This is a genomic window from Pseudonocardia alaniniphila, assembly GCF_022524485.1.
In the GTDB taxonomy this organism is placed as follows: Bacteria; Actinomycetota; Actinomycetes; order Mycobacteriales; family Pseudonocardiaceae; genus Pseudonocardia; species Pseudonocardia alaniniphila.
The window spans coordinates 1-23398 of sequence record NZ_JAKXMK010000022.1 but is presented as its reverse complement, the minus strand read 5'-3'; the positions used below and the strand labels follow the sequence as shown (position 1 = coordinate 23398).

General features: G+C 73.7%; 19 protein-coding genes. 15 read left to right on the top strand and 4 right to left on the bottom strand.

Going from position 1 to position 23398, the window contains the following annotated elements; translation table 11 throughout:
• The first annotated feature begins 38 nt into the window (after positions 1 to 38).
• On the top strand, positions 39 to 356 hold the full coding sequence (locus MMF94_RS24135; RefSeq protein ID WP_241039443.1) for a hypothetical protein: 318 nt from the start codon (positions 39 to 41) through the stop codon (positions 354 to 356).
• 38 nt (positions 357 to 394) lie between these two features.
• Positions 395 to 841 carry an SAV_6107 family HEPN domain-containing protein gene (locus tag MMF94_RS24130; protein WP_241039442.1) on the top strand — a complete coding sequence of 149 codons (447 nt, stop codon included), beginning with the start codon at positions 395 to 397 and terminating at the stop codon, positions 839 to 841.
• A gap of 42 nt (positions 842 to 883) precedes the next feature.
• Here MMF94_RS24130 and MMF94_RS24125 read toward each other — a convergent pair whose 3' ends face one another.
• Positions 884 to 1771, bottom strand: a complete 888-nt coding sequence (locus tag MMF94_RS24125) for a ParA family protein (RefSeq protein WP_241039441.1) — start codon at positions 1769 to 1771, stop codon at positions 884 to 886.
• A gap of 54 nt (positions 1772 to 1825) precedes the next feature.
• On the opposite strand from MMF94_RS24125, the gene MMF94_RS24120 reads away from it, so the two are divergent.
• On the top strand, positions 1826 to 2593 hold the full coding sequence (locus tag MMF94_RS24120) for a class I SAM-dependent methyltransferase (RefSeq protein WP_241039440.1): 768 nt from the start codon (positions 1826 to 1828) through the stop codon (positions 2591 to 2593).
• Between the two features lie 390 nt (positions 2594 to 2983).
• Positions 2984 to 3367, top strand: a complete 384-nt coding sequence (locus MMF94_RS24115; protein ID WP_241039439.1) for a DUF3040 domain-containing protein — start codon at positions 2984 to 2986, stop codon at positions 3365 to 3367.
• A 388-nt stretch (positions 3368 to 3755) separates the two neighbouring features.
• Here the strand turns inward: MMF94_RS24115 and MMF94_RS24110 are convergent, their stop codons facing one another.
• Genes MMF94_RS24110 through MMF94_RS24095 form a run of 3 tightly spaced genes read right to left on the bottom strand, consistent with a single transcriptional unit; the run spans position 3756 to position 8298 of the window.
• On the bottom strand, positions 3756 to 6047 hold the full coding sequence (locus tag MMF94_RS24110; RefSeq protein WP_241039438.1) for a transglutaminase TgpA family protein: 2292 nt from the start codon (positions 6045 to 6047) through the stop codon (positions 3756 to 3758).
• On the bottom strand, positions 6044 to 7282 hold the full coding sequence (locus MMF94_RS43415) for a DUF58 domain-containing protein (RefSeq protein ID WP_277398810.1): 1239 nt from the start codon (positions 7280 to 7282) through the stop codon (positions 6044 to 6046). The genes MMF94_RS24110 and MMF94_RS43415 overlap by 4 nt, the downstream gene beginning before the upstream one ends.
• A 44-nt stretch (positions 7283 to 7326) precedes the next feature.
• Positions 7327 to 8298: an AAA family ATPase gene (locus MMF94_RS24095; RefSeq protein WP_241039593.1), complete on the bottom strand. Its 972-nt coding sequence runs from the start codon at positions 8296 to 8298 to the stop codon at positions 7327 to 7329.
• 442 nt (positions 8299 to 8740) lie between these two features.
• Here MMF94_RS24095 and mraZ point away from each other — a divergent pair, with 442 nt between their 5' ends.
• The 11 genes from mraZ (at position 8741) to murC (ending at position 23196) form a co-directional block, all read left to right on the top strand.
• The gene (gene mraZ / locus MMF94_RS24090; RefSeq protein ID WP_241039437.1) at positions 8741 to 9172 is read left to right on the top strand and encodes a division/cell wall cluster transcriptional repressor MraZ; all 432 of its coding nucleotides are present in this window, start codon (positions 8741 to 8743) and stop codon (positions 9170 to 9172) included.
• 165 nt (positions 9173 to 9337) lie between these two features.
• Complete coding sequence (gene rsmH / locus MMF94_RS24085) at positions 9338 to 10321, top strand: 16S rRNA (cytosine(1402)-N(4))-methyltransferase RsmH (RefSeq protein ID WP_241039436.1); 984 nt, start codon at positions 9338 to 9340, stop codon at positions 10319 to 10321.
• Between the two features lie 176 nt (positions 10322 to 10497).
• Positions 10498 to 11526, top strand: coding sequence for a cell division protein FtsL (gene ftsL / locus MMF94_RS24080; protein WP_241039435.1), 1029 nt, complete (start codon positions 10498 to 10500; stop codon positions 11524 to 11526).
• Complete coding sequence (locus tag MMF94_RS24075) at positions 11526 to 13445, top strand: peptidoglycan D,D-transpeptidase FtsI family protein (RefSeq protein WP_241039434.1); 1920 nt, start codon at positions 11526 to 11528, stop codon at positions 13443 to 13445. Before ftsL ends, MMF94_RS24075 begins: the two co-directional genes overlap by 1 nt.
• A gap of 339 nt (positions 13446 to 13784) precedes the next feature.
• Positions 13785 to 15335 carry a UDP-N-acetylmuramoyl-L-alanyl-D-glutamate--2,6-diaminopimelate ligase gene (locus MMF94_RS24070; RefSeq protein ID WP_241039433.1) on the top strand — a complete coding sequence of 517 codons (1551 nt, stop codon included), beginning with the start codon at positions 13785 to 13787 and terminating at the stop codon, positions 15333 to 15335.
• A 45-nt stretch (positions 15336 to 15380) separates the two neighbouring features.
• A complete protein-coding gene (locus MMF94_RS24065; protein WP_241039432.1) occupies positions 15381 to 16811 on the top strand; it encodes a UDP-N-acetylmuramoyl-tripeptide--D-alanyl-D-alanine ligase in 1431 nt (476 codons plus the stop codon).
• Complete coding sequence (gene mraY / locus MMF94_RS24060; protein ID WP_241039431.1) at positions 16808 to 17878, top strand: phospho-N-acetylmuramoyl-pentapeptide-transferase; 1071 nt, start codon at positions 16808 to 16810, stop codon at positions 17876 to 17878. The genes MMF94_RS24065 and mraY overlap by 4 nt, the downstream gene beginning before the upstream one ends.
• On the top strand, positions 17878 to 19290 hold the full coding sequence (gene murD / locus MMF94_RS24055; protein ID WP_241039592.1) for a UDP-N-acetylmuramoyl-L-alanine--D-glutamate ligase: 1413 nt from the start codon (positions 17878 to 17880) through the stop codon (positions 19288 to 19290). The genes mraY and murD overlap by 1 nt, the downstream gene beginning before the upstream one ends.
• Positions 19287 to 20612 carry a putative lipid II flippase FtsW gene (ftsW, locus tag MMF94_RS24050; protein ID WP_241039430.1) on the top strand — a complete coding sequence of 442 codons (1326 nt, stop codon included), beginning with the start codon at positions 19287 to 19289 and terminating at the stop codon, positions 20610 to 20612. The genes murD and ftsW overlap by 4 nt, the downstream gene beginning before the upstream one ends.
• Positions 20609 to 21778, top strand: a complete 1170-nt coding sequence (murG, locus tag MMF94_RS24045; RefSeq protein WP_241039429.1) for an undecaprenyldiphospho-muramoylpentapeptide beta-N-acetylglucosaminyltransferase — start codon at positions 20609 to 20611, stop codon at positions 21776 to 21778. Before ftsW ends, murG begins: the two co-directional genes overlap by 4 nt.
• Positions 21763 to 23196 carry a UDP-N-acetylmuramate--L-alanine ligase gene (gene murC / locus MMF94_RS24040; RefSeq protein WP_241039428.1) on the top strand — a complete coding sequence of 478 codons (1434 nt, stop codon included), beginning with the start codon at positions 21763 to 21765 and terminating at the stop codon, positions 23194 to 23196. The genes murG and murC overlap by 16 nt, the downstream gene beginning before the upstream one ends.
• Positions 23197 to 23398: the final 202 nt, after the last annotated feature.

The window sequence follows — 23398 nt, the reverse complement described above, 5'->3', positions numbered from 1 at the left end:
AGCCCGGTGCCGCTGCTGGGCGGGAGGAGCGTAGTCGGATGAGTGCTTTCGGTCGGGTGTTCGGGTCGCGCCGGCCGACGCCGATCCAGGTGCGGTGGCAGGACGGCGAGCCGGTCGAATTCGAGCGCCGTCCCGTCCGGCGGGGCACGCGCTACCTGGTCACCGACGTCCACGAGCGCTGGATCGAGGAGTCTCCGTGGCCGTTCCCGTCGCCGATGCCCGTCGGCGGCGATCGGCTGCGCTGCTGGCGTGTGGAGGCGCGGTCGGCGGCAGAGCCGGAGGCACCGGCGCGCGAGTTCGTGCTGCGGATGCGCGCCGGGCCCGGCGTCTGGGATCTGGTGCGGGTGACGGAATGACCAGGACTCACGGAACGACAAGGCTCGGGGAGGCGACGATGACCATCACCACCGCACGGGTGCCACACCCGCGGGGGCCGCAGCGGGCCTCCGCCGGGCCGCCGCTCCCGGCGCCCACCTCGCGCGCGGCGCTGGGGCTGCTCCGCCAGGCGACCGACGGGCTCGCCGAGGCCCACCGCACGGAGGAGCCGCTGCTCCGCTATCCCGCGGCCTATCTCGCGGCGCTCCGGGCCGCGGCCGCCGTGCTCGCGGTGCACGCCCGTCCGGCGCCGCGCCGCGGATCCACGCGCAACGTCTGGCAGTTGCTCGCCGAGGTCGCGCCGGAGCTGGCGGAGTGGGCGGCGTTCTTCGCCGCGTGCTCCGACACCCGGGCGGCTGCCGAGGCCGGCATCGCGCGGCTCGTGGGGCGCCGTGATGCCGACGACCTGTTGCGGCAGGCCGAGCAGTTCGTCGGCATCGTCAGCAGGTCGGTGCCGCTGCGCTGATCGCTCTCCTCGGGCGGGGTCGTTCTCCCGGGTGGTGCTGCGTCAGCCCGCGCCGTGCGGGGCCGTCGTCGCCACCGTGCGCCGGGCGCGCTCGCTGCGCAGCACCCGGCCCAGGAGGAGCGTGAACACGGCGGCGGCCTCGCGTGCCCCCGGCGTGTCCCACCGCTGGATCGGCATGCAGGCGCCTTGCGCCTGCTGGATCGCCGAGCGGTCCGGCAGCACTCCGGTGAACACAAGCGGGCCGAAGAGCTCGCGCAGCTCGTTGATCCGGAAGTCGTGCTCCGTGTTGCGCGGGCGCACCCGGTTGATGAGCACGCCGAGCGGCTGGAGGTCGGGGTTGCCGCGCTGCCGCTCGGTCTGGATCGCGTCGAAGGCGCGCTGCACGCCGGACACCGCGAAGATCGTCGGGTCGGTCACGAGCACCGCGCGGTGGGCCGCGGCGAGGGCGCTGCGGGTGAGCTGCCCGAGCGAGGGCGGGCAGTCGATGATCACCAGGCGGTAGGGCTCGGCGTTGTACCCCTCGTCGGAGCCGTTGTCCGAGGCTGCCTCCCCGTTGGGGGACGGACCGCCGAACAGGTCGACGTCGTGGAGCCGCTCCAGCGCTCTGGCCAACCGGATGAGCTGCTTCGGGCCCGGATCGGGGTGGTTGTGGCGCTCGGCCTGCTCAGCGCCCACCAGCACGTCGAGGCCGGTGCCCCAGCCGCTCGGCGCGATCGCGCGGCGCACCACCGACGGGCTCGGATCGTCGAGCACGTCGGCCACCGTGGCCGTGGTGGAGCCCACGTCCAGCGCGATCGTGGAGTTGGCTTGCGGATCGAGGTCCACCACCAACGTGCGTACCCCGTGGTGCAAGGCCGCTCCGGCGAGCCCGAGCACGACGGTGGTCTTCCCCACTCCACCCTTGAGGCTCAACGTGGCGACGACCTGCACGGCGATCAACCTACCCTGCCCGGGATCGCACTAGTCTGCCGTTGTGAGGCTCCGATGCTGAGCGGTGCGACGACAGAGACGGCCGGTGCGGTGGGCGAGGGCTCGGTGCACCGGGCGCTGGTCGCCGAGATGGCCAGGGTGCGTGCCGCAACGCCGGGCCGTCCGCCCCGGGTACTCGACGTGGGCGGCGGCAGCGGAGCCTGGGCGGTGCCGCTGGCGCGTTCCGGATGCGCGGTCACGGTGGTCGACAACAGCCCCAACGCGCTCGCGGCCCTGCAACGGCGGGCGCGCGAAGCCGGGGTTCACCATCTGATCACGCCTGTGCAGGGTGATGTCGACGCTCTCGCCGAGGTCGTCCCGCCGGGCGGCGCCGACCTGGTGCTCGGTCACGGCCTGCTCGAGGTCGTGGACGACGCGGCCGCGGCCGTGTCGGCGTTGGCCGCGGCCACCGCGCCGGGTGGTGCGGTGTCGGTGCTCGTCGTCGGCCGGTACGCGGCGGTCCTCGCGCGCACCCTCAGCGGCCGGCTCGCCGAGGCGCGAGCCGTGCTCACCGATCCGGACGGCCGGTTCGGGGCGGACGACGCGCTTCGCCGACGGCTCGACGCGGCGACGCTGCGCGGCTTGCTGGAGGAGGGCGGCGCGTTGCGGGTCGAGATGCTGCAGGGTGACGGAGTGCTCGACGGGTGGATTCCGGGCGCGGTCCGCGACGGCAGCCCCGCGGCCGCCCGAGCGGTCACCGAGCTGGAGGACCTCGCCGCCACCGCGTCCCCGCTGGTGGAGATCGCGAGCCGCCTGCACGCGCTGGCCCGCCGATCCGCCTGACCGCTCGGCGCCGAGATTCGGCGGTTCACGGCGTGTCGCGGCCCGCTTCGTCCGATTCACTCTCCTGGTGGCGTGGGGCCAACTGGGTGTGATTGACGGCGCACCCGGGGTGTGTCCGACAGGTCCCGCGGCCTTGCGGCGGCATGTGGATCACCAAGACCGGTCGTCGCAAGCCGCGAGCGGGGGATCCTGGAGCCCCAATCGTGCTGCTCATACTGTCTGCGACCCGACCGGGTCGAAGATCGACCCTTCCGCTTGACGAGTCCGGCTAGTCGGCAGGCCGTGAGGCTCGTATCCTTTCGCGTAGACGCCCAGCCCCGGGCGCTCGTCGCGTCGTTCCGGCACCATGGAAGATGACCCGACAGGATGACCAGTGCCGGAGGTGAAGCCGTGCCCCTCTCCGAGCACGAGCAGCGCTTGCTCGAACAGATCGAGCGCGCTCTCTACGCCGAGGACCCGAAGTTCGCATCCACCGTTCGTGGTGGCCGCCTGCGCAAGCCCACGCGCCGCCGTCGCCTGCAGGGCGTCGGGTTGTTCGTCCTCGGCTTGGTGCTGCTCGTCGTTGGCGTCGCCGTACCTGCACTCTGGCTGGCTTCCAGCTTCCCGGTGCTGAGCGTGGTCGGCTTCCTCGTGATGCTCGGCGGTGCCGTGCTCGCGGTCACCTCGGTCGGGTCGGGCGGCCAGCCCGGTCAGGCCAAGGAAGCCGAGCCCGACAAGAACCGCTTCACCGGCCGCATGGAAGAGCGCTTCCGCCGCCGGTTCGAGCAGGAGTAGCAGGAACTCGGAACCGGTCCCTGGACGGGACGGGTTCCGCACGAGTCTGAGCCAGCGCCCGGTCCGTCGGGCGCGTCGTCGAACAGCGGCGCGCCCAACGAACCGGGCGCTCGCTTTTCGAGCGGCCCCGCGCCCAGGTCGATGGGCGAGCCGTTCTTCCGCCCGATAGGTCTGGGAGAGCGTGCTGCTGGTGCGCGGCATGGTGGGCGTTCCGGGGACCGAGGCTGTGGGCCACTGGGCGAGCGGCCCGTTCGTCCGGAAGGCCGGGACGGGCGGGGCGTGCGGGCGGGGCTTCGGCGCCGGGCGGTGGCCGGCCGGTGGACGAGCGGCACTCTCGATCGGAAGGTCCGCGCGGGTGGGCCGTTCGAGCGGGAACGGTGGGTGTTGCTCAGGTGTCGGAGGTTGCCTTCTCGCGTTCCGCCGCGGGCTTCGCGGTCGGGGTCCGCTGCAGCACGGACCTCGGAAGCAGCCGGCCGCGCAGCGACAGCGAGCCCCCGGCGGCGATTCCGGCCCGCACGGCATCCACCGGCTCGTCCAGATCGCCGGGGGCGGGGTGGACGTCGCCGTACCAGCTCGCCTCCACCGCGGTGACCACCTGCCGCAGCGCCTGTTGTGCGTCGTCGTCGAGCCGGTGCTCCCGAACGATGCGGCGGGCCGCGCCCCGCACCGTGTCGCTCTGTGGGTGGTCGACGCCGCGGTCGATCGACTCCGCGAGCAGCTCCGCCCAGGCCGCCCCTGTGGCGTCCGGGCCACCCGCGCTTGCCGCAGCGAGGCGCCGGCGCCGTGCGAGCACCCGCAGCCCGACCGGGACGAATGCGCCGGCAACCAGCAGGACCAGCACGAAGAGCGGCCAGAGCGGCACACTCCCCTCGGCGGCCGGCGGTGGGGCGAGTGCGACCGACGGGGCCTGCTCGGTCTCGGCAGGGGCCGGCAGGGGCTGCTGCTCCGCGTTGTTCCCGGGGCTGAGATCGGTGTCGGCCGGGGCGTTCTCCGGGTCGGGCGGGTTGCCCTGGGCCTCCTGGACGTACGGCGGTGCGATGGTGCGGCCGTCGGTCAGGGGGGTGGGGTCGAACGTCGTCCAGCCGATGCCGGGGAACCAGGCCTCGACCCAGGCGTGCGCGTCGGAGGTGCTGATCGTGCGGTACTGGCCGTTGTCGGCGCCTGCCGTGAACCCGACCGCCACCCGCGACGGGACGCCGACGGAGCGCAGCATGACCGCCATGGCGGACGCGAACTGCTCGCAGTACCCCGCCTTGCCGACGGTGAGGAACTCGACCAGCGCGTCGTCGCCGGAGCCCGGGGCCGTCTGGAGGCTGTAGGTGAACTGGCTGTCGGGCCCGGTGAAGTACTCCTGCAGTGCCATCGCGCGGTCGAAGTTGTTGGAGCGTCCCGCCACGACCTGCTGGGCGATCTCGGTGACGCGCGGGTCGACGCCCGTGACGTCGAGGTACTCCGGCCCGATCCCGGAGTCCCCGGTCGCCTGACGGAGCTGGGAGACCGTAGGCACCGGCAGGAACGCCTGCTCGCGCCACCCGTCCTCCTGCCGTGGCCGGCCGGTGTAGCCGGTGCCGCTGCTCCGGTCGTAGAGCCACGGCCCCTCGGGCAACCCGCCGACGTCGATCGGGTCGCCGTAGAGCGGAAGCCAGTAGTCGCGGAAGGCGAGGTTCTCGACCTCCACGTCGGCGACCTCGCCGGAGCCGGTCGGCTGGGGTTGGATCGGGCCGGGCAGCCCGACGCCGGGAGCGGGCCGGGTGGCCTGCCAGCCGGCGTCCGGCACGTACTGGCGCAAGGTCAGTGCCCGCAGGTAGGTGGGGCGGGTGAGGCCGCGAACCCGGAAGAGATCGACGGGGTCACGCTGGTCGAGTTGCCCGCGCAGCGCGGTGAAGGGGCTCAGGCCGATGGAGCCACCCGATCCGCCCGCACCGGTGCCGCTGTCGAACCGGCCCGCTGTGCCGACGAAGCTCGTCGCCGTCCCGACGCCGACCGCCAGCACCACCGCGACCGCGACCAGCGCGACGGCGCCCGGCAGCCGGCCCCGGAATCCCGTCTGGGCCACGAGGAGCAGCCCGAACCCGGCAGCGGCGGCGGCCATCGCCCACCACGGCAGGAGGGTGTCGGCCAGCGCCGCCGGTACGGCGAACACGGCGAGCAGCGGCACGCCGGCCGCGGCGGGCGCGGTTGCGCTCACCGCCGCGAGGTGGACACCGATCGCCAGCAGGCCGAAGGCGGCCGTCACGAGGAAGAGGATCTGCGGGGTGCTCGTCACGGGCGCGATTCCCGTGTCGATCTGCTGACCGGCTCCGGCGAGAAGGGCCCCGAACTCCTGCAGCGCCCCGGGACCGGGCAGCACCCCGAGCAGCCCGTCGTCGGCGAACTGCACCGTGAGCAGCACCAGCACCCCGACGGCCTGGCCGGCCGCGACGACGACGGCGCCGAGCCGGTGCAGCAGAAGCCCGAGGACGACGACGACGGCGACCGCGGCGAGGGCGTGGCCGAACCAGGCGCCGCCCTGCACGATGGCCGTGACGGGGCCGGCCGCGAGCAGCACGGCCAGCCCGGATGCGATCGTGGCGACCCACGGCAGCCCGGCGCCGCGTGCGGCGGGCGGCCGTGCGGGTGCGCTGGGAGGCGGGCCGGTGGGGGGCGGGACCGTTGGAGGACCCGCGATCGTGGTGCTCACAGTCCGCTCACCAGGTCGCTCCAGACGCGTTCCGGCGAGGATCCGGCCGAGGCGATCGTGACGTGCCAGCCGGCCCCGCGCAGGGTCGCCGCATTGGCTGCGACGGTGCCACCGGATCCTGCCCGGTCCCGGACGGAGGGGTCCCAGGTGGAGGTGTCGAGCAGCACGGCGTTGCCGCCGCCGGTGCGGCGACCGAGCAGCGTCTCGACCTCACCGGGCTCGAGTGCGCCGAGCACGGCGAGCACGTCGGTGCCCGACCGCAGCTCAGGGCCTGCCAGGTCGGGCCGGGCCGACGGGCGCAGGGCGGCGAGGGCGTCGAGCAGCGGCTCCGGGCTGATGCCGGAGCCCCGGCCGCTCAGCTGCACACCGTCCTCCGTGAGGAGATCGAGCGGTTCGCCGCGGGCGAGCAGGTGGGTGCAGATGCTGGCGGTGAGGCTCACCGCGAACTCGAGGCTGGAGTCGGCGCCGCGGCCGCGATGGGCCACGTCGCGGCGGTCGAGCAGCACCGTCATCCCACCGCGCCACGGCCTCTCCTCCAGCCGCACCATCAGCTCGTCGTGGCGCGCCGTGCTGCGCCAGTGGACGCGGCGCAGCTCGTCGCCCTGCCGGTAGGGCCGGATGAGGACGTCCGACGCGCCTTGTCCCTGGTGGGCCAGCGCGGAGCCCGGCGTGCCCTCGCCCGCCCCGATGGCGGGCGGCAGCCCCTGCAACGCGACCACCCGGGGCAGGACGACCAGGCGGTCGGCCGGTGCGAGCTCCCGTTCGAACTCCGCGAGTCCCAAGGGATCGGTGGCGGTGCCGCTGAGCGGGCCGACGCGGTGCACACCGCGCAACACCGGGCGGAGGGGATAGGTGACCACGGCGCTGCCCCGGCCGGACAGCCGGTGCACCGTGAACCGCGGAGGAGCGGCGGCCTGTGGGCCTGCGGCGTCCGGCGCGGTGTCGGTCAAGCGGAGGGCACCGAGCAGCGGGCCGCCGTGCAGATGGAGCCCGACGGTGACGGCGGCTCCGACCGGCACCCGGGCCGGGGTGAGCTCGCGCTCGACGTGGATCCGCCGCCGGGCCCGGGCGGCGAGCAACAGGGCCAGCACCGGCAGCAGGGCGACGAACGCCCCGATCCGGAGCAGGTCGCGCTCGTCGAGGGCGATGGCGGAGGCCCCGGTGGCGAGGCCACCCGCGAGCAGGCAGCGGCCCCGTGTGGTGAGGCCGGAGAACCGCCCGGACCGCTCGCTCACGACCGGGCTCCGCGGTTCCTGCCCATGGCCGGGGACATCCCCGGTCAGTGGCCTCGCCCCGGCGCGGGTACGGCATGCCGGGCGAGGAGGCTGCGGACGATGTCGACGGCGGTGCGTCGCGAGGCCTGCGCCTCCGGGGTGAGCAGCAGCCGGTGGGCCAGCACGGGAACCGCGACGGCCTGAACGTCGTCGGGCACCACGAAACCGCGGCCGGCGAGCGCGGCCTGTGCCCTGGCCGCCCGCACGAGCTGGAGGGTGGCACGTGGGGACGCGCCCAGTCGTACTTCGGGGAGCCTGCGGGTGGTGCCGACGAGCTCCACGCAGTACTGCCGCACCTCGGGGCTCACGTGCACCCGGCGCACGGCGTCGATCACCGAGCGGACGAGCCGTGCGTCGACGACCGGGCGGAGGATGTCGAGCGGGTCGTTGGCGGCGTGCTCGTCGACCATCGCCAGCTCGGCCCCGAGGTCGGGGTACCCGACGCTGACGCGTGTGGTGAATCGGTCGCGCTGCGCCTCGGGCAGCGGGTAGGTGCCGTCCATCTCGATGGGGTTCTGCGTGGCGACGACCATGAACGGGCTCGCGAGCGCGTAGGTGGCGCCGTCGACGGTGACCTGGTGCTCGGCCATGCACTCGAGCAGCGCCGACTGGGTCTTCGGCGAGGCGCGGTTGATCTCGTCGGCGATCACGACGTTGGCGAACACCGGGCCGGGCCGGAACTCGAACTCGGTGGTCTGCCTGTTGTAGATCGACATGCCGGTGATGTCGCCGGGCAGCAGGTCGGGCGTGAACTGGACGCGGCTGACCGAGCAGTCGATGGACCGCGCGAGTGCCTTGGCCAGTGATGTCTTGCCGACCCCCGGGACGTCCTCCACGAGGAGGTGGCCCTCCGCGAGCATGGTGACCAGCGCGACCCGCACGACCTCGGGTTTGCCGACGATGACCCGTTGGATGTTGGCAGCGATCCGGCCGCAGAGATCGGCGACATCGGCGAGGGCGGGCGCCTCGCCCTCCATCCCGGCGCGGCTGCTCGTCGTGGTCACCAGACCTCCTCGCGCTCGTCGTGTCGGTCCCGATCCGTCGAGACGCGATCAGTCTGTCAAACGCCCGCAGAGAACTTTGCCCGATGGGGGTACTCCGCGCCGTCCCCACTGTGCCCCACTGGCGATGACCTTGTCCCCGGCGGCACCCCATCGGCGGTGGCACTACCCCCACATGGCGCCATCAGCGGGCGCTGGGGGCCGCAAATTCTCACGCTGAGTGATCGAAACCTCGGATGGAATCCATGTGCGCGGGTGAGGCCCGTCAGCGCCCCCCACCTTCCCCCACCCCATCTGACCTGCAGTTTTCTGACGGAAGTCGGCGGAGAGCCACGATCGATCCTGTTGACGGTGGGGAAGAGTGGGGTAATGTGGTTCTCGCTGGGGCACAACGGGGCCACTGTTGGAGGTGGGGCCGGTGTTCCTCGGTACCTACACCCCCAAGCTGGACGACAAAGGGCGGCTCACGCTGCCCGCAAAATTTCGCGACGAGCTGCGAGGCGGGCTGATGATCACGAAGGGGCAGGACCACTGCCTGTACGTGTTCACCCGCGAGGCTTTCACGGAACTGGCCAGCAAGGTCGCAAGCGCGCCGCTCACGAGCGAGTCCGCTCGTGTGTTCCAGCGCAACCTGTTCTCCGGCACCGACGAGCAGAACCCCGACGGCCAGGGGCGGATCGCCATCACCCCTGAGCTGCGCCGTTATGCCGGCCTCACCAAGGACTGTGTCGTGATCGGCGCCTTCACCCGCGCCGAGATCTGGGACGCCGAGGCCTGGCAGCGGTACCAGGAAGCAAACGAGGACACCTACGCGAAGGCCCAGGAGGAGGTGCTTCCCGGACTCATCTGATCCGGGATGGAGCGGGGTGGAGATCGACGCGGCGGTGTCCCCACCCGGCAGCCCTGGCGCACCTTCCCCGGTGCCAGGTCTGCCGGGTGGGGGCATCGCTGGTGGCCCGGCTGGGGAGCCCGGGCCAAGCGGGGGGCTCGACGACACGGGGCAGGGAGGTGTGCGGTGGGGCAGCATCACCACGAGGGCGAGCCGGCTGGGGCCAAGCACGTTCCCGTGGCCCTGCCCCGGGTCGGCGAGCTCCTCCGCCCTGCGTTGTCCGACCGTCCTGCGGTGATGGTGGACGCGACGCTGGGCCTGGGTGGGCACTCCGCGGCCCTGCTCGCGGAGCACCCGCAGCTCACTCTGGTCGGCCTGGACCGTGACCCGGAGGCTCTCGCGATGGCGGGGCGGCGGCTCGCGGCTCACGCCGACCGCATCCACCTCGTGCACGCGGTCTACGACCGCATGGCCGACGTCCTCGCGGAGCTGGGGCTGCCTCGCGTCGACGGCGTGCTGTTCGACCTCGGGGTGTCCTCTCTCCAACTCGACGCCGACGAGCGCGGCTTCTCCTACGCCCGCGACGCGGATCTCGACATGCGGATGGACCCGACCACCGGTCCCACCGCCGCGGAAGTCCTCAACTCCTACCCGGTGCCGCAGCTCGCGCGCATCCTGCGGGAGTACGGCGAGGAACGCTTCGCGGGGCGGATCGCCTCGGCCGTCGATCGGCGGCGTGCGAAGGCACCGCTGCGGCGCAGCAGCGAGCTGGTCGAGCTGCTCTACGAAGCGGTGCCCGCCGCGTCGCGCCGCACCGGCGGCCACCCCGCGAAGCGCACGTTCCAGGCATTGCGGATCGAGGTGAACGGCGAGCTGGACGCGCTGCAGACGGCCCTCCCCGCCGCTCTGGACTCGCTCGCCGTCGGCGGGCGGATCGTGGTGCTCGCGTATCACTCGCTGGAGGACCGCATCGTCAAGCGTGAGCTGGCGGCGCGGTCGAGCTCGCGCACCCCTATGGACCTACCTGTCGAACTGCCCGGCCACGGCCCGGAGCTGCGGCTCCTGACACGCGGTGCCGAGCAGGCAGGCGAGGACGAGATCAGCGAGAACCCACGGGCCGCTTCGGTGCGCCTGCGGGCAGCGGAACGCATCCGCGAGGCGGCCGAGTGACGACGTGCGTGGCTGCACGCGCCACAGGGTTGCGACGTAGGGGTCGCCGCGCCGGGCACGGCGGACGGCGTCAGCAAGAGAGGGGCGGTCATGACAGGCGCAGTCGGGGCACCGGTGAGGGCGGTCGCAGGCAGACGGTCCGTCCCAGGTGAGGCGCCGGCCGGTGGAGGGCTGGGGTGAGCACGCCGGTCGGTGAGCGCACTCGCACTGCCACCCGGAGTGCGACGGCCCGTGGTGCCACGCGCACCCGTTCCACCACGATCCCGGCTCAGCGCGGCGCACCGGTCGCCACCCCTCGTACGGGGGAGCCGTCGTCGTTGCGTGGCCGGCGGTCGCCGCAGGCCTACGCCGGGCGGGAGGATCGGGCGCGTCGGGCGCCCGTCAGCCGTCCGGTCCGCACGGCGGTCGCCCCGAGGCGTCCGCAGTTCGTGCTGCTGGTCATGATCCTGCTCGCCGTCGGACTCGTGGCGACGCTGTGGCTGTCCACGGCTGCCGCCGGGGGCTCCTATCATCTGCAGTCCGCACGGGCTGCGGCCCTGGCGCTGAGCCAGCAGAGCGAGCGGCTGCACCGCGAGGTGGCCGACCTGGAGTCCGCACCCGAGCTGGCCAGGCGTGCCGAGGCGCTCGGCATGGTGCCGGTCCAGGACTCCGCACGACTCGTGGTGGCCCCCGACGGCTCGGTCACGGTCGTCGGTCAGCCACGGGCCGCCGTCGCACCGCCACCGCCGCCACCGCCGCCCGCTCCCGTGCAGCCCGCCACTGCCGCGGGGCAGCAGGGCACGCCGGCAGCACCAGGGGCCGGTGACCCGGCAGCGGCGAACGACTCGGCGGCGTCCGACGACTCGCAGGAGTCGGCCACGGGCACCCAGGGCGCCGCGGCGGGCGCTCAGGGACAGTCGGCAGGCGACCGGAGCGATGCGTCCACCGGTGGCACGCAAGGTGGTGCCTCCACACGAAGCACCACCGGGGATACGTCCACGTCGGGCGCCACCGGCGGGACGTCCGCAACCAGCACGAGTGGCGACGATTCGTCCACCAGCGGCGGGGGCGCGACGACGCAGGGCACCAGTGACGACGCGCCCGCGGCGGGCACCAGCGGGGGTGCGTCCACGCAGGGCGCCACCGGCGGGACGACGACGCAGCGCACGACCGGCGGTGCGTCCACGCAGGGCACCGTTGGAGCAGACGGGACGGGTAACGGCTGATGACCACGGCCCCGCCCCGGCCCCGGGCCTCGCGGGCGGTCCGGAGGGTCCCGACGCAGCGTCCCCCCGCACCACCTCGTCGTGCGGCGAAGAGGAGCGCGAACTACTCGCGCCGTCTCAAGGTCGGCCGGATCCTGCTCGTGCTCGCGCTCGGTGTGGCCACGCTCAGGCTGGTCGCCGTCCAGACGGTCTATGCGCCCGCACTGAGCGCGAAGTCGGCGCTCCAGTCGACGACCGACATCACGCTCCCCGCGGAGCGCGGCGAGATCCTGGACCGCAACGGCCACCCGCTCGCGTTCAGCGTCGAGGCCCGGACGCTCTCGGCCAACCCGCGCCTCATCGCGTCCAACCACGGGAAGGACACCCCGCAGTACGTGGGGGAGATGGCCACCGCGGTCGCCCAGGCCACCGGCCAGGACCGCACCGAGCTCCTCAACCAGCTCACCAGCGACCGGGGCTACGTGGTGCTGGCCAGGCTCGTCGACCCGGACGTCGCGGAGTCCCTGCACGAGCGGTTCAACGAGATCGCCGCTGACCGGCGGGAGGACCGGCAGTACCCGGCGGGCAACGCCGCCGCGAACGTGGTCGGCGCCGCGTCGTGGAGCGCCGACGAGAACAAGCTCGTCGGCCGGGTGGGCCTGGAGAGCTCGCAGGACAACGCGCTCGCCGGGTCGGCGGGCCTGCGGGTGGTGGACACCGCGGAGGGCAGTGACGCCGTCATCCCGGGCAGCACCCGTTACGAGCGGCCTGCGGTCCAGGGGTCCACCGTGCAGCTCACCCTCGACTCGGACCTGCAGTACATGACGCAGAAGGCGCTCACCGACTACGTCGCGCAGACGGGTGCGAAGCCGACGTCGTCGGCCGTGGTGCTCGACGCCCACACGGCGCAGGTGCTCGCGATCGCCAACGGGGCGACGTTCGACCCGAGCAACCTCGGGAGCGCCACACCCCAGCAGCTGGCCAACCCTGCTGTGCAGAGCCCGTTCGAGCCGGGATCGGTCAACAAGATCGTCACGATGTCGGCCGCGCTCGAGTACGGCGTGGCGAAGCCCACCGACGTCGTGACGGTGCCGGGGAACATCAAGGTCGCCGACCGCACGATCAACGACGCGTGGGTGCACGGGCCCGAGCAGTTCACACTCACCGGGATCCTCGCGAAGTCGTCCAACGTCGGCACGATCATGACGGCGCAGAAGGTGGGGGAGCAGCGCTTCGCCGACATGCTCACGCGCTTCGGGCTGGGCACACCCACCGGTGTCGGGCTTCCCGGCGAGAGCGGCGGCCTGGTGCCCCCCATCGCGACGTGGTCCGGGTCGACCTTCGGCAACCTGCCGATCGGGCAGGGACTGTCGGTCACCACCCTGCAGATGGCGGGGATGTACCAGGCGGTGGCCAACAACGGGCTGCGGATCCCACCGCGGATCATCGCGTCCACCACCGGGCCCGACGGCGTGCCCACGGTGGCGCCCCAGCCACCGGGCGTGCAGGTGGTGTCGCCGCACACGGCCGAGCAGCTGCGCACGATGCTCACCGCCGTCACGCAGAAGGCACCCGGACAGACCGGCACGGGACCGGCGGCGGCGGTGCCCGGCTACCAGGTGGCGGGCAAGACGGGCACGGCGCAGCAGGTGGATCCGCGCTGCGGTTGCTACTCGGCGTCGACGTACTGGATCACGTTCGCCGGGATGCTCCCTGCGCAGAATCCGCGGTACGTCATCGCGATCATGCTCGATGCCCCCAAGGCGGGCACGAGCGCAGCCCCGCTGTTCCACGACATCGCCACCTACCTGGCGCAGCGTGAGCGGCTGCCGGTGAGCCCCACCGAGGCTCCGGTGCAGACGCTGACGCTGCCCACGCCACCGCCGCCCGCGTCGCCGCCGCCTCCGCCGGTGCCGCCCGCCCTGCCGCCCCCGCCGTAACCGCGCGGGAGCCCGGCCCGCTCGCCGCATCCCCGCCGGGACGCCGATGCGTGGGCCGGGCTCCCGCGCGGGCGTACGGCGGGTGGTCGGGTGGGGGCGGCGACCGGTCGAGGCCCCTGTGGTCGTCCACAGAGGCCGGTGCGGGCGCGACACGCCGGTGCCGCGGCTCGGCCGGATCGATCATCGGTGTGGTGAGAACGACCACTGGCCGTTCGTCCAGACCCTTTCGGGGAAGCATGCGCCTGCCGGTCGTTGCCCCGCGGCCGGTGGTGTATCTCCCATCGCCCACCTGGCGGTGCGCGGGCGGGCCGGTCGAGGTGCGCCGGTAGCCTCCCCGACGTGTCACCTGCCAGTCCTGCCGCCGCCTCCACGGCCGCCGCGTGTCCCCGGCCGCGGTGCGTGCGGCCGGTTGACCTGCAGGTGATCGCGGCCGCCGTCGGCGCCACCGTTGTCGCCCCTGCCACCGGCGCCACACGGCCCTCGCGCGTCACCGGAGTGACGTTGCGCGCGGCAGAGGCGCAGCCCGGCGACCTGTTCGCCGCACTGGCGGGCTCCCGTGCCCACGGTGCCGACTTCGCCGAGCAGGCGCTCGCCGCCGGAGCCGTCGCCGTGCTGACCGATCCCGACGGCGCGCGGCGTCCGGCACTGCGCGGGCTTCCCGTTCTCGTGCACCCTCGGCCTCGCGAGGTCCTGGGAACGGTCGCCGCGCTCGTCTACGGCGACCCGACGGCGCGGCTCTCGGTGCTCGGCGTCACCGGCACGAGCGGCAAGACCACGGTCGCGCACCTGCTCGAAGCCGGGCTCCGCGCGGCGGGCCGCGCCACCGGGCTGGTCGGCACGGTCGGCACCCGCATCGACGGCAAGGACCTGCCCAGCGCCTTCACCACCCCGGAGGCCCCCGACCTGCAGGCGCTGTTCGCGGTGATGGCCGAGGACGGCGTCACCGACGTGGCGATGGAGGTGTCGAGCCACGCGCTCGCGCTCGGGCGGGTATCCGGCACCAGGTTCGCGGTGGCCGCCTTCACGAACCTGTCGCAGGATCATCTCGACTTCCACGACGACATGGACGACTACTTCGAGGCGAAGGCGGCGCTGTTCGACGGGCGGGCCGCCCACGGCGTCGTGTGCATCGACGACGAGTGGGGCGAGCGGCTTGCTGCGCGATGCCCGGGCGCGGTCACGGTGTCCACCCGCGGGCCGGCGCAGTGGCGAGCGGTGGACGCCGCCACGGGCACCGACGGCACGCAGACGTTCACAGCGGTGGCACCGGACGGCGCGTCCGTGCCCGTGCGGCTGCTGCTGCCGGGAGCGTTCAACGTGGCCAACGCGCTGGTCGCGCTGGCCTGTCTGGACGCCGTGGGCGTGCCGGCGGCAGTGGCGGCGGAGGGCTTCGCGACCCTGGCCGTCCCGGGGCGGATGCAACGGGTGGAGGCGGGGCAGCCGTATCTCGCGCTCGTCGACTACGCACACAAGCCTGCCGCCGTTGCTGCGCTGCTCGACACACTGCGGGCGCAGGTGCCGGGCCGCCTGATCGTCGTGCTGGGCTGCGGCGGCGACCGCGACCGGGGCAAGCGGCCCTTGATGGGCGCTGCCGCGGCGTCCCGGGCACAACTTCTCGTCGTCACCGACGACAACCCGCGTACCGAGGATCCTTCGGCCATCCGGGCCGCCATGATGGCGGGCGCCCAGGCCGAGCAGGACCGCGGTGATCTGATGGAGATCGGCGACCGGCGCGCCGCGATCACGGCTGCGGTGGCCTACGCCCGGCCGGGAGACGCGGTCGTCGTGGCCGGTAAAGGGCACGAGACAGGCCAGGAGATCGACGGCGTGAAGCATCCGTTCGACGACGCCGCCGAGTTGGCGGCTGCGATCGAGGCCGGTCGGCAGTGAGCCGCACACACATGATCCGATACAACCGATGACCGGGATCACAGCATGATCGAGATGCGGCTGGCCGAAGTCGCCGCCGTGACCGGGGGGCGGTTGCACCGTGCCTCCGGGGAGGAGCGCGTCGCCGCCGTCGAGTTCGACACGCGCGTGATCGGGGCGGGCGGCCTGTTCGTCGCCCTTCCCGGTGAGCGCGTCGACGGGCACGACTACGCGACCGCTGCAGTGGACGCGGGTGCCGTCGCGGTCCTCGCGGGCCGTGCGGTGGACGCCCCGGCCGTCGTGGTCCCGCCCGCGGAGCGCGACACCGGCACCTACCTGGGCGAGACCGACCCGGACGGCGTGGGTGCGGCCGTGCTCGCCGCGCTCGCCCGGCTGGCTGGCCACGCGGTGCGGACGCTGCCCGCCACCACCGTGGTCGGAGTCACCGGCAGCTCCGGCAAGACGTCCACGAAGGACCTGCTCGCCGCGGTGCTGGCCCCACTCGGGCCGACGGTCGCGCCGCCGGGCTCGTTCAACAACGAGCTCGGCCTGCCGTGGACGGCGCTGCGTGCCGATGCGGCCACCCGTCATCTGGTGCTCGAGTACTCGGCACGCGGGCCAGGGCACATCGCCCGGCTCGCCGCCGCCGTGCCCCCGCGGATCGGGTTGGTTCTCAACGTCGGGAGTGCGCACCTCGGCGAGTTCGGCTCGCGCGCCGCGGTCGCGGCCGCCAAGGGCGAGCTGGTGGAGGCCCTGCCTGCAGAGGGAGACGGTGGCGTGGCCGTCCTCAACGCCGACGACCCCGCCGTCGCCGCGATGACGGGGCGCACCGCCGCGCGGATCGTGACGTTCGGCCGCGCGCCGGACGCCCTCGTGCGCGCAGAGGACGTCGAGCTCGACGCAGGACGGGCCCGCTTCACCCTGGTCGGCCCCGGTGGTCGCGCGCCCGTGGCGCTGCGGCTGGTGGGCGATCACCACATCGGCAACGCGCTCGCCGCGGCCGCGGTGGCGATGGAGCTGGGCGCCACCGCCGACGGCGTCGCCGCGGCCCTGAGCGCGGCGCTGCCGGCCTCGCGGTGGCGCATGGAGGTCATCGACCGCCCCGACGGGGTCACCGTCGTCAACGACGCCTACAACGCCAATCCCGAGTCGATGCACGCCGCGCTGCGCGCGTTGGTGGCACTCAGCGGGGAGGAGCGCCGCACGTGGGCGGTGCTCGGCCGGATCGCCGAGCTCGGCGACGACAGCGCCGCCGCCCATGCCGAGGTCGCGGCCGTCGCGCGCCGACTCGGTGTCGACCAGCTGGTCGCGGTCGAGACCACCGACTACCCGGGCGCACGCAGCACCGGCAGCGTCGACGAGGCCCTGGCCCTGCTGCGGGCGGAGCTCGCCCCCGGCGACGTCGTTCTCGTGAAGGCCTCGCGCTCTGCCGGGCTCGAACGGGTGGCCGCCGGCCTGCTGGACGCCGCCGCCACGCCGGGGCAGGTGTCCCGGTGAGAGGTGTCTTCATCGCTGCGGGGGTCGCCCTCGCGGTCTCGATCCTCCTGACCCCGTACCTGATCAGATTCTTCTCGCGGCAGGGCTTCGGCCAGGAGATCCGTGCCGAGGGACCGTCGAGCCACCAGGCCAAGCGGGGCACCCCCACGATGGGTGGCGTCGCGATCCTGCTCGCGATCTGGCTCGGCTACGGGTTCTCGCACGCGCTCACCGGCGAGCCGGTCACCTCGTCCGCGATGCTCGTGCTGTTCCTCACCACGGCGCTGGGGGTCGTCGGGTTCCTCGACGACTTCATCAAGATCCGCAGGGCGCGCAACCTCGGGCTCAACAAGACGTCCAAGATCGTGGGCCAGGTGCTCACCGCCACGATCTTCGGCATCCTGGCGCTGCGCTTCTCCAACGCCGACGGGCTCACCCCCGGGTCGGACAACCTCTCGTTCGTCCGCGACATCACCGTGCTGTCGTTCGGCCTGGTCGGCTTCGTGGTGCTCGCCAACCTGATCGTGGCGGCCTGGTCGAACGCCGTGAACCTCACCGACGGGCTCGACGGCCTGGCAGCCGGCACCGCCGCTATGGTGCTCGCCACGTACACGATCATCGGGTTCTGGCAGTTCCGCAACAACTGCTCGCTCATCAGTGCTGCCGGCTGCTACCAGGTGCGCGACCCTCTCGACGTCGCGCTCGTCTCGGCGGCCGCGATGGGCGGCTGCATCGGTTTCCTTTGGTGGAACGCCGCCCCGGCGCGCATCTTCATGGGCGACACGGGCTCGTTGGCGCTCGGCGGTCTCGTCGCAGGCCTGTCGATCGTGACGCGCACGGAACTGCTGCTCGTGGTGATCGGTGGGGTGTTCGTGGTGGAGGCGCTGTCGGTGGCCGTGCAGATCGCGGTGTTCCGAACCACCCGGCGACGGGTGTTCCGGATGGCCCCGTTCCACCACCACTTCGAGCTCGCCGGGTGGGCGGAGACCACGGTGATCATCCGGTTCTGGCTGCTCGCAGCCATGTGCGCGGCACTCGGGCTCGGGTTGTTCTACCAGGAGTGGCTCACCGCGTCGGCGGGACCGTGATGGACGCCCGGGGACGCGCGGGCGCCGCGAGCACCGCACCGCCGGAGCTCGCCGGCGCAGCTGTGCTCGTGGCGGGTGCGGGCGTGTCCGGGCTGGCCGCCGCGGCGGCGCTGGTCGAGCTCGGCGCGCGGGTGACGGTCACCGACGCCGTCCCGGACCGGCTCACCGACCTCCCCACGGGTGCCCAGGCGGGCGGCGACCCCGACGAGGTGCCACCCGGCACCGCGCTCATCGTCACCTCGCCCGGGCGGCGTCCCGACCACCCGCTGGTCACCGCGGCCGCCGCGGCCGGGGTGCCGCTGGTCGGCGAGCCGGAGCTGGCCTGGTGGATCGGGCAGTCCCGCCCGGTGCCGCCGGAGTGGCTCGTGGTCACCGGCACCAACGGCAAGACCACCACCGTCGGCATGCTCGCCTCGATCCTGCGTGCGTCCGGGCGCGACGCCGTGGCCTGCGGCAACATCGGCTACACCGTGATCGACGCCGTCCGGGCCGGGCATCCGGTGCTCGCCGTGGAGCTGTCGAGCTTCCAGCTGCACTGGTCGCCCTCGATCCGGCCCGCCGCCGGCTGCGTCCTCAACGTGGCCGACGACCACCTGGACTGGCACGGGTCGATGGCGGAGTACGCGGGCGCGAAGGCCAGGGCACTGCTCGGCCCGGTCGCGATCGCAGGCGCGGACGACCCCGCGGCCGCCGCGCTGCTCGCCGCCTCGCCCGCACCGCGCCGGGTGGGCGTCACGCTGGGGGAGCCGGGGCCCGACCAGCTCGGTGTGGTCGAGGATGTGCTCGTGGACCGAGCCTTCGGCGGTGGGAAGCTCGTCGCGGCCTCCGCTGTGCATCCCGGCGGTGCGCCGGGGGTGACCGACGCACTGGCCGCCGCGGCGCTCGCGCGGGCAGCCGGGGTGGGTCCCGACGCCGTGCGCGCCGGGCTCGACGACTTCCGCCCGGGGCCACACCGCGGCGCCGACATCGCGACGGTCGCGGGCGTCCGGTTCGTCGACGATTCCAAGGCGACGAACCCACACGCCGCGGCGGCATCGCTCACGGCGCAGGCGCCCGCGCAGGTGGTGTGGATCGTCGGTGGTCTGCTCAAGGGCGCCAAGGTCGACGACCTCGTGGCACGTCACGCCGGCCGGTTGCGCGCGGCGGTGGTGATCGGCACCGACAGGGCAGAGATCCTCACCGCTCTCGCGCGACACGCACCCGACGTCCCCGTCGCAGAGGTGACGGCAGGCGACGATGGCCCCATGATGACCGCGGTGCGACGTGGCGCCGCCCTCGCACGGCAGGGTGACGTCGTACTGCTCGCCCCGGCCGCGGCGTCGATGGACCAGTTCATCGACTACGCCGACCGGGGGCGGGCGTTCGCCGAGGCTGTGGCAGGGCTGCAGCCACGACCGGGGGAGGCGGGATGACGGGAGCGGACGCCCGCCGTGCCCGGCCGTCCCGGAACCGGTCCTCCTCGCCGCTCGCCGGCATCCGTGCAGTGGTCGGCCGCAGCGCCACCGCACTCGGGCAGTGGCTGCGCCGCCCTCTCACCTCGCTGCACCTGATCCTCGGCGTGTTCGGGTTGCTCACGCTGTTCGGCCTGGTCATGGTGCTCTCGGCGTCGTCGGTGGAGTCCTTCACCGCCGACGGATCGTCGTACTCGGTGTTCAGCCGGCAGCTGATGTTCTGCGTGCCGGGGCTCCTGCTGTTCTGGCTGGGCCTGCGCATCCCACCCCGGGCGCTGCGCTCGCTGGCGCCCGCCGCGCTGATCATCGGTGCCCTGTCGCTGGTCGCCGTGCTGCTCGTCGGCGACGTGCGCAACGGTTCCCGGGCGTGGTTCGTGGTCGGGTCGCTGTCGCTGCAGCCCTCGGAGGCGGTCAAGGTCGCCCTGACGCTGTGGGGCGCGCACGTGCTCGCCGCGCGGCGGGCGGTCATGCACCGCTGGAGGTACGCGCTGTCGCCCGTCGTGCCCGTCACGGTCGTGCTGCTCACCCTGCTGGTGCTGCAGCCCGACCTCGGCATGACGGTCTCCCTGGGCATCGTGCTCATCGCCTTGCTGTTCTTCGCCGGCGCCCCGATCCGGCTGATGGTCGCGCTCAGCATCGGCGCGATCGCCGGGGCGGTCGTGCTCGCGCTCAGCGCGAGCTACCGGCTCAGCCGGATCAGCGCGTTCCTCTCGCCCGAGAGCACCGACCCGCTGAAGGCGGGTTTCCAGTCCCAGCAGGCGCTCTACTCGCTCGCCGACGGCGGACTGTTCGGCGTCGGTCTCGGGCAGGGGCGGGCGAAGTGGAGCTACCTGCCCAACGCCCACAACGACTTCATCTTCGCGATCATCGGCGAGGAGCTCGGCTTCCTCGGTGCGTTCGCCGTGCTCGCCCTCTTCGCCACCCTGGCCTACGCCGGCTTGCGCATCGCCGCGCGCAACACCGACCCATGGCTCAAGCTCGTGGTGGCGACCTCCACGACCTGGCTGGTCGCCCAGGCGGCAATCAACATCTCCTACGTCGTGGGGCTGCTGCCGGTGACCGGGCTGCAGCTCCCGTTGATCTCGTCCGGAGGCACATCGCTCGTGGTCACCATGTTCGTCTTCGGGATCCTCGCCAACGCCGCACGCCACGAGCCGGAGGCCATCGCGGCGCTGAAACAGCATGGTCAGGGGCGGGTCGCACGGCTGTTGCGGCTGCCGCTGCCCCAGCCGTACAAAGCCCCCGCCACCCGTCCGCCCGCACAGCGGGGACGGGTCCGATGAGCCGCGCGGCCCGGCACGCGCCCTCGGTCGTCGTCGCGGGCGGGGGGACTGCGGGCCACATCGAACCGGCGCTCGCTCTCGCCGACGCCGTGCGCAGGCTGCGCCCCGACGCGAGGATCACCGCCCTCGGTACCGAGCGCGGGCTCGACACCGCCCTCATCCCGGCCCGCGGCTACCCGCTGGAGCTGATCCCGCCGGTCCCCATGCCGCGCAAGCTCAGCACCGACCTGATGCGCCTGCCCGTGCGCGTGCGCGACGCCGTGATGCGCGCGCGCGACGTGCTCGACAGGGTGGATGCCGACGTCGTGGTGGGCTTCGGGGGCTACGTCGCCCTGCCGGCGTACCTGGGGGCCCGTGGCCGCGTCCCGGTCGTCGTCCACGAGGCGAACGCGCGGGCGGGGCTGGCCAACAAGGTGGGAGCGCGGTTCGCCGATCTCGTGGCGGTCGCCGTGCCCGGGAGCGGGCTGCCCGGGGAGCAGGTCGTCGGGATGCCGCTGCGCCGCTCGATCACCGGGCTCGACCGGATGTCCCTGCGCCCGCAGGCCCGCCACTTCTTCGGCCTACCCCCGCACGGACCCGTGCTGCTGGTGTTCGGCGGCTCGCAGGGCGCCCGCACGCTGAACGACGCCGTCGCCGCCGCACTGCCCAGCCTGCTGCGCGCCGGGATCGCGGTGCTGCACGCCCACGGGAGGAACGGCACCGCCGCGCCGCCCGCCCGCGGCTATGTGGCCACGCCCTACATCGAGCGCATGGACCTGGCGTACGCGGCCGCCGACGCCGTGCTCGGCCGCTGCGGCATGACGACCGTCGCCGAGGTCACCGCGGTCGGCCTGCCCGCCGTCTACGTCCCGCTCCCGCACGGCAACGGCGAGCAGGCGCTCAACGCCGCGCCCGTCGTCGCCGCGGGAGGAGGGGTGCTCGTCGACGACGCCGAGCTCAACGGCGAACGCGCCACGGCCGAGCTGGTCCCGCTGCTGACGGATCCACCGCGGCTCGCCGCGATGAGCAGGGCGGCGCGCTCGTCCGGCCACGCCGACGCCGCCGACCGGCTGGCACACATGGTCCTCGGCATCGCAGGCGCCGACGGTCCGGCGCCCGAGCAGGATCTCTGGCGGGCCAACACCCAGGCCCCCCGGCGGGGCCGCGAGCCATGGGCACAGACGTGATGGACGTGGACACGGAGTCGGTGCCCGTCGACCTGTCGGGGCGCGTGCACCTCATCGGGATCGGCGGCGCCGGGATGAGCGGTATCGCCCGGATCCTGCTGGCCAGAGGGGCCACGGTCTCGGGTTCGGACGCCAAGGACTCCCGTGCCGTGCTCGCGCTGCGAGCACTCGGGGCCCGGGTGGAGGTCGGCCACGATCCCGGGCACCTGCCCGAGGCGCCCGCCACCGTGGTGGTCTCGAGCGCGATCCGCGCCACCAACCCGGAGCTGGAAGCCGCCCGCGAGCGGGGGCTCGTCGTGGTCCACCGGGCCAGGGCCCTCGCCGCGTTGACGGCCGGGCGCCGGCTCGCCGCCGTCACGGGCACGGCGGGCAAGACGTCCACCACCTCGATGCTGACCGTCGCGCTGCAGCACTGTGGGCTGGATCCGTCCTTCGCGATCGGCGGCGACCTGGCCGCGTCCGGGTCGGGAGCCCACGAGGGCAGCGGCGACATCTTCGTGGCCGAGGCCGACGAGAGTGACGCGTCGTTCCTCGCGTTCTCCCCGGTGGTCGCGGTGGTCACCAACGTCGAGGCCGACCACCTCGACCACTACGGGAGCACCGAGGCCTACCTCGCGGCGTTCGAGACGTTCCTCGGCCGGATCGAGCCCGGTGGTGCGCTCGTGGCCTGCGCCGACGACCCCGGGGCCGCGGCGCTGGCCGGTGTGGCGGAGAGCCGTGGCATCCGGGTGCGGCGCTACGGCCGAGGGCAGGGCCGCGACGCCCAGCTGGTCGACTTCCGCCCGGACGGCACCGGCGCGCGGATCGTGCTCCGCCTCGACGGCGTCGAGCACCTCCTCCGGCTGGCCGTGCCGGGGGAGCACATGGCCCAGAACGCCCTCGGTGCGCTGCTCGCCGGCGTGGAGCTCGGCGCCCCCGTCGACGGCCTGCTGGCGGGGCTCGCCGCGTTCGACGGCGTGCGCCGCCGGTTCGAGTTCCGCGGCAGGGTGAGCGGTGTCGCGGTGTACGACGACTACGCCCACCACCCGAGCAAGGTGGCGGCGCAGCTGCGGGCCGCCCGTGACGTGGTGGGCGACCGTGGCCGGGTCGTGGTGGCGTTCCAGCCGCATCTGTACTCGCGCACCAGGGAGTTCGCGTCGGCGTTCGGCGCGGCACTCGGGCTCGCCGACGAGGTGGTCGTCCTCGAGGTCTACGGCGCACGCGAGGACCCCGAGCCCGGTGTGAGCGGCGCGCTCGTGGCCGATGCCGTCACACTGCCGCCCGATCGTGTGCAGTACGTGCCGCGCTGGTCGGACGTCCCGGCGGTCGTGGCCGGGGTGGCGCGGCCCGGTGACCTCGTGATCACGATGGGTGCCGGTGACGTCACCGTGCTGGCACCGGAGATCCTGCTCGAGCTGGAGCGGCAGGGGCAGGCATGACCGGCGGGGCGAGCCGGCCGCCCCGCAGAGACGGTGCCGGGGAGGGGCGCGTGAGTGAGCTTGCGAGCGAGTCATCGATACAGCGCCCGCGCGAAGCGCCGACCGAGCGCAGCGAGGGAGTGCGATGAGTGAGCTTGCGAGCGAGTCATCGATACAGCGCCCGCGCGAAGCGCCGACCGAGCGCAGCGAGGGAGTGCGATGA

What these genes read in the sequence shown, in the direction of transcription:
- MMF94_RS24135 (WP_241039443.1), top strand. Translation starts at nt 39, where the DNA reads ATGAGTGCTTTCGGTCGGGTGTTCGGGTCGCGCCGGCCGACGCCGATC.
- MMF94_RS24130 (WP_241039442.1), top strand. Translation starts at nt 395, where the DNA reads ATGACCATCACCACCGCACGGGTGCCACACCCGCGGGGGCCGCAGCGG.
- MMF94_RS24120 (WP_241039440.1), top strand. Translation starts at nt 1,826, where the DNA reads ATGCTGAGCGGTGCGACGACAGAGACGGCCGGTGCGGTGGGCGAGGGC.
- MMF94_RS24095 (WP_241039593.1), bottom strand. Translation starts at nt 8,298, where the DNA reads ATGGAGGGCGAGGCGCCCGCCCTCGCCGATGTCGCCGATCTCTGCGGC.
- MMF94_RS24075 (WP_241039434.1), top strand. Translation starts at nt 11,526, where the DNA reads ATGACCACGGCCCCGCCCCGGCCCCGGGCCTCGCGGGCGGTCCGGAGG.
- MMF94_RS24065 (WP_241039432.1), top strand. Translation starts at nt 15,381, where the DNA reads ATGATCGAGATGCGGCTGGCCGAAGTCGCCGCCGTGACCGGGGGGCGG.
- murD (WP_241039592.1), top strand. Translation starts at nt 17,878, where the DNA reads ATGGACGCCCGGGGACGCGCGGGCGCCGCGAGCACCGCACCGCCGGAG.
- ftsW (WP_241039430.1), top strand. Translation starts at nt 19,287, where the DNA reads ATGACGGGAGCGGACGCCCGCCGTGCCCGGCCGTCCCGGAACCGGTCC.
- murG (WP_241039429.1), top strand. Translation starts at nt 20,609, where the DNA reads ATGAGCCGCGCGGCCCGGCACGCGCCCTCGGTCGTCGTCGCGGGCGGG.
- murC (WP_241039428.1), top strand. Translation starts at nt 21,763, where the DNA reads ATGGGCACAGACGTGATGGACGTGGACACGGAGTCGGTGCCCGTCGAC.